Source organism: Streptomyces atriruber (assembly GCF_001418325.1).
Lineage (GTDB): Bacteria > Actinomycetota > Actinomycetes > Streptomycetales > Streptomycetaceae > Streptomyces > Streptomyces atriruber.
The window spans coordinates 16,995-31,157 of sequence record NZ_LIPN01000113.1 but is presented as its reverse complement, the minus strand read 5'-3'; the positions used below and the strand labels follow the sequence as shown (position 1 = coordinate 31,157).

At 71.7% G+C, this 14,163-nt stretch carries 11 protein-coding genes; 4 read left to right on the top strand and 7 right to left on the bottom strand.

Features of this window, described 5'->3' with window-relative positions:
- Positions 1-67: 67 nt before the first annotated feature.
- On the bottom strand, positions 68-553 hold the full coding sequence (locus AOK03_RS13505) for a DUF1269 domain-containing protein (protein ID WP_055565475.1): 486 nt from the start codon (positions 551-553) through the stop codon (positions 68-70).
- The gene (locus AOK03_RS13500) at positions 553-1,152 is read right to left on the bottom strand and encodes a hypothetical protein (RefSeq protein WP_063792498.1); all 600 of its coding nucleotides are present in this window, start codon (positions 1,150-1,152) and stop codon (positions 553-555) included. Before AOK03_RS13500 ends, AOK03_RS13505 begins: the two co-directional genes overlap by 1 nt.
- A gap of 131 nt (positions 1,153-1,283) precedes the next feature.
- Between AOK03_RS13500 and AOK03_RS13495 the strand changes: the two genes are divergently transcribed.
- From AOK03_RS13495 to AOK03_RS13480, 4 genes are read left to right on the top strand one after another with little or no spacing between them, the layout of a single operon-like run.
- The gene (locus tag AOK03_RS13495; protein ID WP_055565474.1) at positions 1,284-2,768 is read left to right on the top strand and encodes a hypothetical protein; all 1,485 of its coding nucleotides are present in this window, start codon (positions 1,284-1,286) and stop codon (positions 2,766-2,768) included.
- Positions 2,765-5,479 (top strand): MGH1-like glycoside hydrolase domain-containing protein, encoded by a 2,715-nt coding sequence (locus tag AOK03_RS13490; RefSeq protein WP_055565473.1) that lies wholly within the window; start codon positions 2,765-2,767, stop codon positions 5,477-5,479. The genes AOK03_RS13495 and AOK03_RS13490 overlap by 4 nt, the downstream gene beginning before the upstream one ends.
- Complete coding sequence (locus tag AOK03_RS13485) at positions 5,476-6,963, top strand: alpha-amylase family protein (RefSeq protein WP_055565472.1); 1,488 nt, start codon at positions 5,476-5,478, stop codon at positions 6,961-6,963. The genes AOK03_RS13490 and AOK03_RS13485 overlap by 4 nt, the downstream gene beginning before the upstream one ends.
- Positions 6,964-6,980: 17 nt before the next feature.
- The gene (locus tag AOK03_RS13480; protein ID WP_055565471.1) at positions 6,981-8,396 is read left to right on the top strand and encodes an MFS transporter; all 1,416 of its coding nucleotides are present in this window, start codon (positions 6,981-6,983) and stop codon (positions 8,394-8,396) included.
- A 163-nt stretch (positions 8,397-8,559) separates the two neighbouring features.
- Here AOK03_RS13480 and AOK03_RS13475 read toward each other — a convergent pair whose 3' ends face one another.
- The 5 genes from AOK03_RS13475 to AOK03_RS13455 all read right to left on the bottom strand — a co-directional run bounded on the left by AOK03_RS13475 (position 8,560) and on the right by AOK03_RS13455 (position 14,128).
- Entirely contained in the window at positions 8,560-9,153 is a 594-nt protein-coding gene (locus tag AOK03_RS13475; protein WP_063792497.1) for an RDD family protein, read from the bottom strand.
- Positions 9,150-9,710, bottom strand: coding sequence for a hypothetical protein (locus tag AOK03_RS13470; protein ID WP_055565470.1), 561 nt, complete (start codon positions 9,708-9,710; stop codon positions 9,150-9,152). Before AOK03_RS13470 ends, AOK03_RS13475 begins: the two co-directional genes overlap by 4 nt.
- Before the next feature lie 79 nt (positions 9,711-9,789).
- Positions 9,790-10,257, bottom strand: coding sequence for a DUF7144 family membrane protein (locus tag AOK03_RS13465; RefSeq protein WP_055565469.1), 468 nt, complete (start codon positions 10,255-10,257; stop codon positions 9,790-9,792).
- A gap of 83 nt (positions 10,258-10,340) precedes the next feature.
- Complete coding sequence (locus AOK03_RS13460; protein ID WP_055565468.1) at positions 10,341-13,076, bottom strand: cation-translocating P-type ATPase; 2,736 nt, start codon at positions 13,074-13,076, stop codon at positions 10,341-10,343.
- Complete coding sequence (locus tag AOK03_RS13455; RefSeq protein WP_055565467.1) at positions 13,073-14,128, bottom strand: polyphosphate kinase 2 family protein; 1,056 nt, start codon at positions 14,126-14,128, stop codon at positions 13,073-13,075. Before AOK03_RS13455 ends, AOK03_RS13460 begins: the two co-directional genes overlap by 4 nt.
- Positions 14,129-14,163: the final 35 nt, after the last annotated feature.

The following is a 14,163-nucleotide window of genomic DNA, read 5'->3' as shown; positions in this document are numbered from 1 at the left end:
AGTTTCCGTGCGTCCGGCGCGTGCACGCTCTCCTGCAGGGGAACGGGCACGGCGCCGGACACCGGGCTCACTTGGCCTGGAGCGCCTCGATGAGCTCCTCCTCACGGTCCTTGGTGAGCGAGGTACGCAGGACGGTGGGGTTGAAGGGGCGTAGGACCTCTCGTACCCGGTCCGGTGTGGAGCGGCGGACGAGCGCGAAGACCGCGGCCTTGCCGGGCTCCAGCGTGTTCGCGACCTCCTTGATGAAGGCGTCGCTGACCCCGATGTCGGAGAGCTTTCCCGCGACCGCGCCCGTGGCGGCGCCGACCGCGGCGCCGAACACCGGCATCAGGAAGAGCAGGCCGAACAGCGTCCCCCACAGGGCGCCGCCCGCCGCTCCGGCCCCGGTGAGGCTGTAGCTCTGGCGCACATGGACCTTGCCGTCCATGGTCCGCCAGGCGAGTGCGGCGTCCTCCAGGTCGAGCAGTTCCTGGCGCGACAGCTCCTTGCTGAGCCTCAGGACCGCTTCGGCCTTGTCCTTGTCCGTGAAGCCGAGCACGACTAGATCGGCCATCATTTCCTCCTGATCCTGGTCTTGTTCTTGTTCTCCGGTTTGTTCTCCGGTTCTTTCGCGGTCGTCTCCGGTGCGTGCGCCGTGCGGTCCCGGGAGGAGACGGGGTCGCCCCGCTGGTCCGCCGCGGCGACGAGCTCCGCCGCGATGGGCAGGAGCGCCTCCTCGGTGAGGAACCCCTCGGCCACGGGGACGCCACCGGCATTGCGGATGGCGGCCCTGAGGTACTTCGCCCACACGTGCTCGAAGAGGATGAACGCCGCGGCGGTGCCCGGCTCCAGTTCCTGGGCCGTCTCCCTGATCTCGGCGCGTGTGAGACCGAAGGCGTTGCCTTCGGACACGGACGGATAGAGCTCTTCCGCCCCCCGCATGCTGTCGCGGGAGATGCCGAGCAGCGCGGCGACGGTGTCGCCCATGTCCTCGGCCTGGTAGTCGAGGGCGATCAGCCGTCCGTCGATCTCCTTCTGCACGAAGAGCATGTCGAGCACGCGGATCTGCCCGTTCGACTCCAGGATGATCAACTCTTCGATGACCCGGCCCTCGAACTTGGCGGAGGGGCCGAACGCGACCGTCAGCAGTTGTATGGGCCCGATGGTGCCCATCGAGACTCCCTTCCTCGAAAATCGACGGTTCGCTCTCATCAGGCCGCGCCCGGCCCCGCCCCACGTCACCCACCAGAGGTGAAGGTCGCGCCACGCCCCTGCCCGACAGTGGGCGCCGGAGGTGCGACGCCATGGCCCACGAAGAAGCTGCGGACGACCGCACGACCACCACCGCGCCCGGCGCCGGGGAGGAACTGGAGCGGCTGCGCGCGGAGGTCGCGGACCTACGGGCCCGCGCCGGGGCCCGACGGAGCAAGAAGGCCCGGCTCCTGGTCGTCCGGCGCGTGACGGCCGCCGTACTGATCGCGCTGGCGGCCGTCCTCACGGTGACCTCGGTCATCGGCGTGTGGGCCTCGCGCACGACGCTCAGCACCGGGCGGTGGGTCGACACGGTGGAGGACCTGCCGAGCCACCCGGCGGTCAACAAGGCCGTGTCCGCCTATCTCACGGAGCAGATCTTCGACCGGCTCGACGTGGAGCAGCGGCTGTCGGAGTCCCTGCCCGACCGGGCCTCGTTCCTCGCCGCGCCGGTGACCGGGGCCGTGCACGACTACGTGCGCACCTCGATCTCGAAACTGCTCGCCACCGACGAGTTCCAGAACCTGTGGAGCGCCACCAACCGCTCCGCCCACGAGCGGATCGTCGCCATCCTGGAGGACCGCAACAAGAACGTGCGGGCCGAGGGCGACACGGTCACGCTCAATCTGCTCCCCATGGTCAACAACGTCCTCAACACCCTGGAGGACCGGCTTCCCACGCTGTTCGGCAAGGAGCTCGACCTGCCGCGCATCACCTCCGGCGAGATACCGCCCGGGCTGCACGACCGGATCGAGAAGGCGCTGGGCGTGACGCTGCCGGAGGACTTCGGCCAGGTGCGGCTCTACGACCGCCACGAGCTGGGCCAGGTGCAGGATGCCGTGCTGCTGTTCAAGCGGGCGGTGTGGGGGCTGGTCATCGCCGTACCCGTCCTGCTCGCCCTCGCCCTGTGGGTCTCCCCGAACCGCCGGCGCACCGTGCTCCAGTTCGGTCTCTGGCTGGTGGCGGCGGTCACCGTGCTGACCAGCGTGTTGCGGGCGGTGCGGGACCAGCTCCTGAACCAGGTGCAGCCCGGCGCCTACCGGGAGGGGGTGCGCGACGTGCTGTGGACCGTGTTCGAGCAGCTGCGCGAGCGCGGCACCCAGCTGCTGTGGATCGGTGTCGCCATCGCGCTGATCGCCTATCTCGTCGGGCCGGGACGGCTGCCCGTGTGGCTGCGCCGCACCGTCGCCCGGGGCGGCCGGGCCTTCGGCGGGCTCGTCGCGCGGGCCGCGCACCGCGGCGCGGGTGCGCGGACCCGGCAGTGGATCCGCGGGCACGCCGACGTGCTGCGGGTCGGCGGGCTCGTCGTGGCGGCCCTCGTCGCGCTGCTCCTCGCCTCGTGGACGGCGCTGCTCGTGGTGGCCCTGCTGCTGCTCGCGTACGAGGCGGGGGTCACGCTCCTCGCCCGTGGCGGGGCCGGACCGGACGGGTCCGAAACCCACCAGGACGCCTCACCCACCGCAGGTGAGGCCGGGCCGGAGCCCGCCACGGAGACTGACGCTGCCCAGGTCACCCCGCCGCAGGGAGGGAACCCATGAGCACACGCAAGAGCGCCGGGCAGATCGGCCCGCAGGGCGATGAGGAAGGCCGGTGGCGGCTCTGGGGCCCCTACCTGAGCGAGCGCCAGTGGGGCACGGTCCGCGAGGACTACAGCGACAACGGCGACGCGTGGTCGTACTTCCCGCACGACCACGCACGGTCCCGGGCCTACCGCTGGGGCGAGGACGGCCTCGGCGGCATCTGCGACGAGAAGCAGCGGCTCTGCTTCGCCCTCGCGCTGTGGAACGGCCGCGACCCCATCCTCAAGGAGCGCGCCTTCGGCCTCACCAACGGCGAGGGCAACCACGGCGAGGACGTCAAGGAGTACTACTTCTACCTCGACAGCACCCCGAGCCACTCCTACATGCGCTACCTGTACAAGTACCCACAGGCCGAGTACCCCTACAACGACCTCGTGGCCACCAACCGGCAGCGCGGGCGCGGCGACTTCGAGTACGAACTCCTGGACACCGGGCTGTTCGACGACGACCGCTACTTCGACGTGAGCGTCGAATACGCCAAGGCCGCGCACGACGACGTCCTCGTCCGCGTCACCGTCGACAACCGCGGACCCGACGAGGCCACCGTGCACGTGCTGCCGACCCTGTGGTTCCGCAACACCTGGTCGTGGTCCGAAGGCGCCGGGGGAGCCGAGCTCGCCGGGGGCACCGACAAGCCCCGGATCGGCGTCGGCGGCAGCCCCCGCGGCACGGTGGCCCTCACCGCCGCGCACCACGAACTCGGCAGCTACGACCTGCGTTTCGGCGAGGCGGTGCCGCTCCTCTTCACGGAGAACGAGACCAACAGCGAGCGGCTCTTCGGCTCGCCCAACGCGTCGCCGTACGTGAAGGACGGCATCGGCCGCCATGTCGTGAACGGGGAGACCGAAGCCGTCAACCCGGCGCAGGAGGGCACCAAGGCGGCCGCCCACTGGACCCTCACCCTGCCTCCGGGCGGCTCGACGACCCTGCGGATGCGGCTCGCCCCCACCGGCGCGCAGCTCTCGCTCACCCGCGACTTCGACTCCGTCTTCGACACCCGGATCGCCGAGGCCGACGCCTTCTACGACGCCCTGGCGCCGGAGCGCGCGAGCGACGACGAACGGCGCGTGATGCGGCAGGCGTTCGCCGGGATGCTGTGGAGCAAGCAGTACTACTACTTCGACCTGGAGACCTGGCTGGCCGAGCACGGCCTGGCCCCGTGGAGCCTGCCGCGGGGCGGCACCCGCAACCGCGAGTGGTTCCACATGGTCAGCGACGACATCATCTCCATGCCCGACAAGTGGGAGTACCCCTGGTTCGCCGCCTGGGACCTGGCCTTCCACGCCGTCGCCCTGTCGATGGTGGACGTCCGGTTCGCCAAGGAGCAGCTGGAGCTGCTCACCCGGGACGCCTATCTGCACCCCAACGGGCAGCTGCCCGCGTACGAATGGAACTTCAGCGACGTCAATCCGCCGGTGCACGCCTGGGCCGCGTACTTCGTCTACACGATGGAGGAGAACGCCACAGGTCACGGCGACCGTGCGTTCCTGGAGCGCACCTTCCAGAAGCTCCTGACGAACTTCACCTGGTGGGTCAACCGCAAGGACCCCACCGAGCGCAACGTCTTCCAGGGCGGCTTCCTCGGCCTCGACAACATCGGCGTCTTCGACCGCAGCGCGCCCCTGCCGACCGGCGGCCAGCTCGAACAGGCCGACGGGACCGCCTGGATGGCCCTGTACTGCCAGGCCATGCTGCAGATCGCCCTGGAGCTCGTCGAGCACAACCCCGTCTACGAGGACCTGGTGCTCAAGTTCGTCGAGCACTTTCTGTGGATCTCCGCGGCCATGGACCGCGTCGGCGACCTCGACGACGGCATGTGGGACGAGGAGGACGGCTTCTACTACGACGTGCTGCGGCTGCCGGACGGCCAGGCGGTCCGGCTCAAGGTGCGCTCGATGGTCGGGCTGCTGCCGCTGTGCGCGTCGACCGTCTTCCGGCCCTCCCAGCTGGCGAAGGTGCCCGGACTGCGCGAACGGCTGCACCGCTTCGCGACCCGCCACCCCTCGCTCTCCGCGCCGCTCGCCGCCGCCGCGGCAGGCTCGACGGGCGGTCCGCGGCTGCTGTCGGTGATGGACGAGAAGAAGCTCCTCAGGGTGCTCGAACGCCTGCTGTCCGAGGACGAGTTCCTCGGCCCGTACGGCATCCGCGCGCTCTCCCGCCACCACGCCGAGCACCCGTACACCTTCTGGGTCAACGGCGAGCAGCACCAGGTCGGTTACGTGCCGGCCGAGTCGGACTCCGGGATGTTCGGCGGCAACTCCAACTGGCGCGGGCCCGTGTGGTTCCCGGTGAACGCCCTCGTCATACGGGCCCTGCTCAACCTGTACGGCTTCTACGGCGAGGACCTCACCGTGGAGTGCCCCTCCGGCTCCGGCGTGCGGATGACCCTCTACGAAGTGTCCGAGGAGATCTCCCGCAGGCTCGGCTCGACGTTCCTGCGCGGCCCCGACGGGCGCAGGCCCGTCTACGGCGGCCAGGAGAAGTTCCAGAGCGACCCGCACTGGCGCGACCTGATCTCGTTCCACGAGTACTTCCACGGGGACAACGGCGCCGGGATCGGCGCCGCCCACCAGACCGGCTGGACCGGCCTCGTGGCCCCGCTGATGATGATCTTCGGGAGTCTTGCGCCCCGGGACTTCCTGGCCGACCCCGGGGAGGAGACCTCATGACCGGGCTGCCCGCACAACCCGTCGTGCACGAAGTGAACACCCGCGTGTGGCTGCGCGAGATCCAGCGGCGCACCGGCTCGCGCACCGGCCTCGCCGACGTGCCCAAGGACGCCTGGGACCGGCTCACCCCGCACGGCGTCGACGCCGTCTGGCTGATGGGGGTCTGGGAGCGGAGTCCGCAGGGCCGCTCCATCGCCCTGCGCGACGCGTCGCTGCGGGACGCCTTCACCCGGGCGGTGCCGGACATCGCCGACGACGAGATCGCGGGCTCGCCCTACTGCATCCGCCGCTACGAGGCCGACGCGGCGCTCGGCGGCGCCGAGGGGATCGCGGTGGCGCGCACCGAGCTCGACCGCCGCGGCGTCGGGCTGCTGCTCGACTACGTGCCGAACCACGTCGCCCCCGACAGCCCCTGGGTGGCGGAGCACCCCGAGTACTTCGTACGGGGCACCGAGGAGGACCTGCGGCGCGACCCCGCCGCGTTCCTCGGCACCGGGTCCGAGGTGTACGCGCGCGGCCGGGACCCGTTCTTCCCGCCGTGGCCGGACGTCGTCCAGCTCGACGCCTTCGCGCCCGCGCTGCGCGCCGCCACCGCACAGGTCCTCACCGACATCGGCGGTGTCTGCGACGGCGTGCGCTGCGACATGGCGATGCTGCTCATGAACGACGTCTTCGCCCGCACCTGGGGGCAGTACGCCGGGCCGCCGCCCCAGCAGGAGTTCTGGCCCACCGTGCTCGCCGAGGTCCGGCGCCACCACCCGACGATGCTCTTCTTCGCCGAGGCGTACTGGGACCTCGAATGGGCGCTGCAGCAGCAGGGGTTCGACTTCTGCTACGACAAGCGGCTCTACGACCGCATCGTGCACGAGGACGCGGAGTCCGTCCGGCAGCACCTGCGGGCACCCGTGGACTACCAGCGCCGCCTCGTACGGTTCCTGGAGAACCACGACGAGCCGCGGGCCGCGCACACGCTGCTCGCGGACAAGGAGCGCGCGGCGGCCGTCGCCATCGCGACGCTGCCCGGCGCGACGCTGTGGCACGAGGGCCAGTTCACCGGGCGCCGCACCCAGCTGCCCGTCTTCCTGGACCGCCGCCCCGACGAGGAGCCCGACGCCGCGCTGCGCGCCTTCCACGAGCGGCTGCTCGCCGCCGTCCACAAGAGCGGGATGCGCGGCGGCAGTTGGCGGCTGCTCGACAGCGAGGGCTGGCCCGACAACCCGAGCCACCGCTCCGTGCTCGCCTGGTGCTGGACCGGCGCCCACGGCCGGTTCGCCGTGGCCGTGAACCTGTCCGGGCAGCCCGCGCAGGCCAGGATCCGGCTGCCCTGGCCCGAACTGGGCGGCCGCGCGACCCGGCTGACCGACCTCCTGGACGGCTCGCGCCACGAACGGTCCGGCGACGAGCTGCACGACCCCGGTCTGTACGTCGCCCTCGGGCCCTGGGGCACCCATGTGTTCGCCGTGACCGCCGACAGCGGCACCTGACCGGCCGGCGGGCACCCATGGCCGACCACACCGTCCCACCGGGACCCGACGCCGGCGGACCGCGCCACGTCCTGCTCCCGCTGGCCCTCGCCCAGTTCATCTGCAGCTTCGCCGGCTCCAACATGAACGTGATGATCAACGACATCAGCGAGGACCTGGACACCACCGTGCAGGGCGTCCAGACCGCCATCACGATCTTCCTTCTCGTGATGGCGGCGCTGATGATCCCCGGCGGCAAGCTCACCGACCGCTACGGCCGCAAGCGCTGCTTCCGGATCGGCCTCGCCGTGTACGGGGTCGGCGCGCTGCTCAGCGCGTTCGCCCCCGGCCTCGGCGTGCTCATCGTCGGCAACTCCGTCCTGGAGGGCATCGGCACGGCCCTGCTGATCCCGCCCGTGTACATCCTCGCCACGCTGCTGTTCACCGAGATGACCTCGCGGGCCAAGGCCTTCGGCGCCATCATGGCGATGGGCGGCATCGGCGCGGCCGCGGGGCCGCTGATCGGCGGGCTCATCACCACCGCGATCAGCTGGCGTGCCGCCTTCGTGTTCCAGGCCCTGATCGTCGCGTACATCCTCGTGCTGAGCCGTCGCGTGCCCGACCCGCTGCCCGCGGATCCGGCCGCGTCCTTCGACATCCGCGGCGCGGTGCTGAGCGCCGTCGGGCTGATCGTCCTGGTCACCGGCATCCTGGCCGTCGACGACAACGGCTGGCTGGCCGCCGGGCTCCTCGCCGCCGGGGCGCTGGTCCTCCTCTGGTTCTTCCGCTCGGCGCGCGCCATGGAGGCGGCGGGCAAGGAACCGCTCCTGTCGGCGGACCTCTTCCGCAACCGCACCTCCAACCTGGGCCTGATCACCCAGCACGTGCAGTGGCTGGTCCTGATGGGGACGTCGTTCGTGGCCGCCGCCTACCTCCAGGTCGTCCGCGGCTACAACGCCATCGAGACCGGCCTGATCTTCACGGCGGCCACCGTGGGCCTGCTCGCCTCGTCCCTGGCCGCCGAGCGCTTCGCCAGGCGCCGGGCCCAACGGACGCTCATCATGGCCGGGTTCGTCCTCACCGTGGGCGGCATCGTCGTCCTGCTCGTCATGGCGGGCGGCACCGCGGACGCCTGGACCTCCACCCCCGGGCTCTTCCTCATCGGAGTGGGCCTCGGGGTGATGCTGACCCCGTCGGTCAACATCGTCCAGTCGAGCTTCGCCGAGGACGAGCAGGGCGAGATATCCGGGCTGTCCCGCAGCGTCTCCAACCTCGGCTCCTCCGTGGGCACCGCCGTCGCGGGCACCATCCTCGTCGCCGATCCGGCGCACGCCTACGCCGCCGCGATGATCACCCTCGCCGCGCTCGGCACGGTCGGGCTCGGCGCCGCGACGCTGCTCCCCGGCGGCACCGCCCCGAACGTGGCCACGACGCGGACGGCCGGGGCGGGTTAGGGCCTGTCCGGCGGATCAGGGCGCGGAAGGGGGGCGGCAACGCGATGGGGCCCCTGCTCGGGCGAAGTCTCGGGCTCGGGGGAGTCGACAGCCGACGACAACGCGGCAGATGGGCGTGGCGTGCCAGACCCCGCGGCCCGCGCCATGATCCGCCGGACGGACCCTAGGGTCCGTCCGGCGGCGTGGGCGTGCTCCTGCGGTACGTCCTGCGGTACGCGGAGGCACTCGGGCGGCCGTTGCGGTACGCGGAGACGCCCGGGTCGCGGGGCGTCCAGTCGTAGACCACCCTGCTCCGCACCAGGAGGTCCTGGACGGACGCGGAACGGCGGCTCAGGGGGATCCACAGCAGCCCCGCCGGGAGGACGAGGCAGAGCGCGGCCCGCAGCACCGCGGGCGCCACCCCGAGCAGCCGCCCCGAACGGGCGCTCACCCGCAGCCCCATCACCGTGTCCCCGGCCGTGCGCCCGGTCGTGACCCAGCTGCCCGCCGCGTAGCCGAGGGCGATCGCGGCGCCGCACGCGGCCGTCACCCAGGAGGGCGGGTCGAGGGGCCTGAACGGGGGCCCGGTCACCACCAGGACGGCGGCGGACGCCCCCAGGTGCAGGAGGACGCCGAACAGCGCCACCACCAGTGCGTCGATTCCGGCGGCGAGGAGGCGCGAGACGAGTCCGGCCGCCCTTCCCTGGGCCTGCCACGGCTGCCCCGCCGCCTTCCCGGCCGCCGGGCCCGAACCCGGCAGCCCCGCGCCGCCGTTCACACCGGCCGTACGTACGGTGGCGGCGCTCCGGCCCGCTCGTCACCCGCCCGGCGCAGCAGCCGGTCGGCGAACCGGCCCACCAGCTGGTCGGCCCGGATGCCGCGCTCCCGCACCGCCTCGACGGTCTCGCGCGTCATGCCGCTGCCCGCCTCCCTGGCGATGTACTGCACGTCGATCTCCGCCAGGACGTCGACGACGAGGGTGACCAGGTCGATCCGGGCGATCACGGCGTCGATGTCGAGCCGCCGGGCGATGGCGTCGACGTCGACCCGTTCCACGACCCGGTCCACGTCGACCCGCCGCACGACGTGGTTCACGTCGACGCGGGACACGATCCGGTCCACGTCGACGCGCTCCACCACCCGGTCCACGTCCACCCGCTCCACGACCCGGTCCACATCGACCCGGGACACCACGTCGTCGAGTTCGACGCGCCGCACGACGGCGGCGAGCACTTCTCGTACGACCGTGTCGAGACCGGCGCCGGCGGCCCTGAGCACCAGGCGCGGCACGATCAGCAGCGTGCCCACGATGTCGGTGCCTCTGCATGCCTTCACCCCGACATCGCACCGGACTCCGGGGCCGCCGCCCTCCTCCCTGACGGGTGAGTTCACGCCGCCGCCGGCCCCGCGCGGCTCACATCGGCGCGCCGTAGGCCTTGTGCGCCTCGCGGTGGCCGTAGGTGGCGAGGGACCAGATCACCAGGACGTCGAGCAGGATGATGAGGGCCGACCACACCGGGTGGTACGGCGTGAAGAAGAAGTGCTCCATCGCGCTCAGCCCCGCGATCACGATGCCGACGACACGGGCCCACGTGCGGCCGGAGAAGAGGCTCAGCGCCGCGGCGAGCACCACGACCCCGGTGAGCATCTCGACCCAGCCCCTGGTGTTGACGTCGAAGTCGTAGGAGTAGTTGTTCTGCGTCTCGTAGTAGTTGTCGCCCAGGATCGCGGAGAGCCCCGCGATGACGTGGTACGCGCCGACGAGGCCCAGCACGCACGCGGCGAACACGACGCCGCCGAGGGTGACCACGCTGACGCGGTGCTCCGGCTCGGGCGGTGGTGCGGCGGGACCGGCCTGGCCCCGGGGGTACTGCTCAGCCATGTCGAACCTCCTCCTCGGCACATCACGATGCGACCCGAACATCCGCCCGCCTCCGCCCCGCCGGTTCACCCGCAGCGGATGAGCTACCGCGCGTGCCGCCGTCGGCGGGCGACGAGTTTGCCCAGCTCCCACAGGCCCAGCAGCGCGAGTGCGGGCAGCAGCGCCCAGCCGAACTGACCGACGGTCAGCGGTGTGGTGTCAAGGAGCCGGTTGAAGACGTCCGTCTGGGTCACGACGACGGCGAGCGCGAACTCCCCGAGGAGCGTCCAGTTCAGCTGCTTGCTGTCGAAGGAGTCGGCGGTGAAGACCGTGCCCGTCTGGCTGCGGCATTCGAGGGCGGCGACGAGCAGACAGAGCGCGAACGTCGTGAAGGCGATGGAGTTGCCCACGGCCGGGCTGTCGTACCGCGACTCGCCGAGCTTGATCATGCTGAGCAGTCCGGCGGTGAGGACCGTGCCGACGAGACCGACCGTGAGCATCAGGCCCGGGGTCATCACGGGTTCGCCGCGGGGGCGCGGGCGGCGGTTCATCAGGCCCGCGCTGACCCGGTCGAAGCCGAGGGCGAAGCCGAACGCCGCGTTGACGAAGAAGTGGATCCACAGCACCTGCGCGGGCGTGAAGGGCTCGCCGTCGGCGATGTCGAACAGCGTCGCGCCGAGGAACGTCAGCACGAAGGCGACGAGCAGCACGAGCACGAACCGGATGTACTTGGTGAGGTTGTCGTAGATCTTGCGGCCCTGCTCGACCGCGTGGACGATCGTGGCGAAGTTGTCGTCGGCCAGGATCATGCGTCCGGCGTTCCTCGTGACCTCCGTGCCGGACCCCATGGCGATGCCGATGTCGGCGGCCTTGATGGCCGGGGCGTCGTTGACCCCGTCACCGGTCATGGCGACGACGTCGCCCTTCTTCTTGAGGGTCTCGGCCAGCAGCACCTTGTGCTCGGGGGCCACGCGCCCGACGACGCCGATGTCGTCGATGCGGGCGAGCCGCTCCTCCTCCGGCAGGGCCGCGAACTCGGCGCCGAGGATCGCCTCGCCCGGGATGCCGATCTGCTCGGCGACCGCGGCACCCGTGACGACGTCGTCGCCGGTGACCATGCGGACCCGGATGTGTGCCGCCTGCGCCGCCGCCACGGCGTCCCGGGACTCGGTGCGCGGCGGGTCGACCATGCCGACGAGGCTGGTCACGGTCAACTCCGTCATCAGGGACAGGAGATCGCCGTCGGGAGTGAGGGCCGCGGGATCGAGGTCGCGGGTCGCGGCGGCCATCACCCGGCGTCCCGCCCGCTCCATCCGCTCCATTTCGCCCTGCGCCCGCTCGCTCAGGACCTTGTCGAAGGGGACGGCGGCGCCGCCCGACAGGGCGGTGGTCGCGCGGGCCAGCACGGCCGGTGCCGCTCCCTTGACGAAGCAGCGCACCACCGTCCGCCCCTGCGCGTCCCGCGCCTCGTGGAAGGTGGCCATGAGCTTGTACGCGGGGTCGAACGGCAGCGTGGCGAGCCGGGGGAACCGGGCGCGCGTGCCGTCGACGTCGAGCCCCGCCTTGTGGCCCAGCACCAGCAGGGCGCCCTCGGTGGGGTCGCCCACCACCTTGCCCTCCACCAGCGAGGCGTCGCTCGCGACGAGATACGGCAGGATCGCGCTCTCGATGCTCGCGGTCGTCCCCGCGGCATGGTGGATCCGGCCGTCCAGGCCGTAGCCGGTGCCCGAGACCGTGTAGCGGTCGTAGGGATCGACGACTTCCACCACGGTCATCTGGTTGAGCGTCAGTGTGCCGGTCTTGTCGGAGTTGATCGCCGAGGTGAAGCCGAGGGTCTCGACGGAGGGCAGGTCCTTGACGATCGCGTGCCTGCGGGCGAGTTCGAGGCCGCCGAGGGAGAGGATCGTCTGCGTCACCGTGGGCAGCGCCTCGGGGACGGCGGCGATCGCCAGGGAGACCGCGCTGATGAACAGGGTGTCCCACGGCTCGCCCCGCTCCCGGCCCAGGACGAACATCATGAACATCGTCAGGCCCGCGGCCCCCACGATCCACAGCGTCAGCCGGTTCAGCTCGCGGGTGAGGGGCGACTCCTCGCGGGGCGTGGTCGACAGCATCCCCGCGATCCGGCCCAGTTCGGTGCCCGCCCCGACGGCGGTGACCACGAGGACGGCGCTGCCGTGCGTCACCGGGGTGTTCATGAACGCCATGTCCGTCAGGTCGGCCGGCGTCGGCTCGATGTCCGGCGACAGCCGCACCGGCGCGGCGTCCTTGGCGGCGGGCACGCTCTCCCCGGTCAGCGCGGACTCGTCGATCTGCAGGGCGTTCGCCTCGATGAGCCGCCCGTCGGCGGGGACCTCGTCCCCCGCGGTGAGGAGGACGACGTCCCCGACGACGAGTTCCTCCGCGGGGACTCTGGCCTCGGCGCCGTCGCGCCGCACCCGGGCCGTCGCCTTCGTCATCGCCTTGAGGGCGTTCATGGCGCTCTCCGCCTTGCCCTCCTGGCGTATCCCGATGACCGCGTTCAGCACGGTCAGGGCCGCCAGCACCACCGCGGTCCCCCACTCCTGGACGGCGAGGGACACCACCGCGGAGCAGACGAGGATGATCTGCATGTACGAGGTGTACTGACCGAGGAAGCGCTGCCAGCCGGACGGCGGCTGCTCCTCCGGCAGCGCGTTGGGGCCGTCCTCGGCGAGCCGCTCGGCCACCTGCGGGGCGGCCAGGCCGACCGCCGGGTCGACGCCGAGCCGCGCGGCCACCGCGTCCGCGGGGTCCGCGTGCCAGGCGGCGGCCCTGGCGACGGGCGGCCGGTGTCCGGGGGCGGGTGCGGGTGCCGTCATCGGTGCCGCCTCCCGTCGCTCCTGCCGTGCCGCGCGCGCCGCTCGTTCTTGCGGCCCTTCGGCTCGCCCTTGCGGCCCTTCGGCCCCGTGGTGACCGACGCCTCGTACGGGTCGGGAGCCGCCCCGTCCGGGGCCTCGCTCTCCAACAGGACCTTTTCCCGGGCCAGTTCGCGTCGGCTCTTGTCGCCGATCTCCGGATAGCGCGGGTCGATTCCGATCAGGGTGTCGGCGAGGACCGCCGCCGCACAGATGCGTGCGAACCACTTGCGGTCGGCCGGCACGACGTACCACGGCGCCCACGGGGTGCTCGTGGCGGCGAGCATCTCGGAGAACGCGGCCTGGTAGGAGTCCCAGAAGGTGCGCTCACGGGCGTCGGCCGCGGAGAACTTCCAGTTCCGCTCCGGGACGTCGATGCGCCGCAGGAAGCGGGCGCGCTGTTCTTCCTTGGACAGGTTGAGGAACAGCTTGACGACCTTGAAGCCGTTGTCGGCCAGATACCGCTCCCAGTCGTTGATCTCCCGGAAGCGCCGCCGCCAGACCGCCTTCTCCCCCTCGTCCGCGCCCGGTATCCGCTGCCGGCTGAGGAGTTCGGGGTGCACCCGCACCACCAGGACCTCCTCGTAGTGCGACCGGTTGAAGATGCCGATCTCCCCGCGCCGCGGCAGCCTGCACGCGTAGCGCCAGAGGTAGTCGTGGCCGAGCTCCTCGGCCGAGGGCACCCGGAAGTTGTTCACGTGCACGCCCTGCGGGTTCACCCCGCTCATGACGTGCCGGATGGTGCCGTCCTTGCCGCCGGCGTCCAGCGCCTGCAGACACACCAGCACCCCGTGCGTGCCGTCGGCGGCCAGCCGCCGCTGGTAGTCGGCCAGCAACTCGACGCCGACGCGCAGCAGTTCCCGGCCGGCCGCCTTGTTCTTGATCCCCGCCTTGTGGGCGGGGTCGAAGTCCTTCGACAGGTTCACCTTCGCTCCGGGCTTGACCCGGAGCGGGGCGATGAACTCCGCGATCCGTCGGGCCTGCTCGTCCGACGTACGTTCCCGTCCGGCCTGCATGGCCCCTCCTGACGGATGGCAGATCAGCTGCTGCT

Coding starts and splice junctions, on each gene's coding strand:
- AOK03_RS13500 (WP_063792498.1), bottom strand. CDS start 1,152: ATGGGCACCATCGGGCCCATACAACTGCTGACGGTCGCGTTCGGCCCC.
- AOK03_RS13505 (WP_055565475.1), bottom strand. CDS start 553: ATGGCCGATCTAGTCGTGCTCGGCTTCACGGACAAGGACAAGGCCGAA.
- AOK03_RS13480 (WP_055565471.1), top strand. CDS start 6,981: ATGGCCGACCACACCGTCCCACCGGGACCCGACGCCGGCGGACCGCGC.
- AOK03_RS13495 (WP_055565474.1), top strand. CDS start 1,284: ATGGCCCACGAAGAAGCTGCGGACGACCGCACGACCACCACCGCGCCC.
- AOK03_RS13465 (WP_055565469.1), bottom strand. CDS start 10,257: ATGGCTGAGCAGTACCCCCGGGGCCAGGCCGGTCCCGCCGCACCACCG.
- AOK03_RS13460 (WP_055565468.1), bottom strand. CDS start 13,076: ATGACGGCACCCGCACCCGCCCCCGGACACCGGCCGCCCGTCGCCAGG.
- AOK03_RS13455 (WP_055565467.1), bottom strand. CDS start 14,128: ATGCAGGCCGGACGGGAACGTACGTCGGACGAGCAGGCCCGACGGATC.
- AOK03_RS13490 (WP_055565473.1), top strand. CDS start 2,765: ATGAGCACACGCAAGAGCGCCGGGCAGATCGGCCCGCAGGGCGATGAG.
- AOK03_RS13485 (WP_055565472.1), top strand. CDS start 5,476: ATGACCGGGCTGCCCGCACAACCCGTCGTGCACGAAGTGAACACCCGC.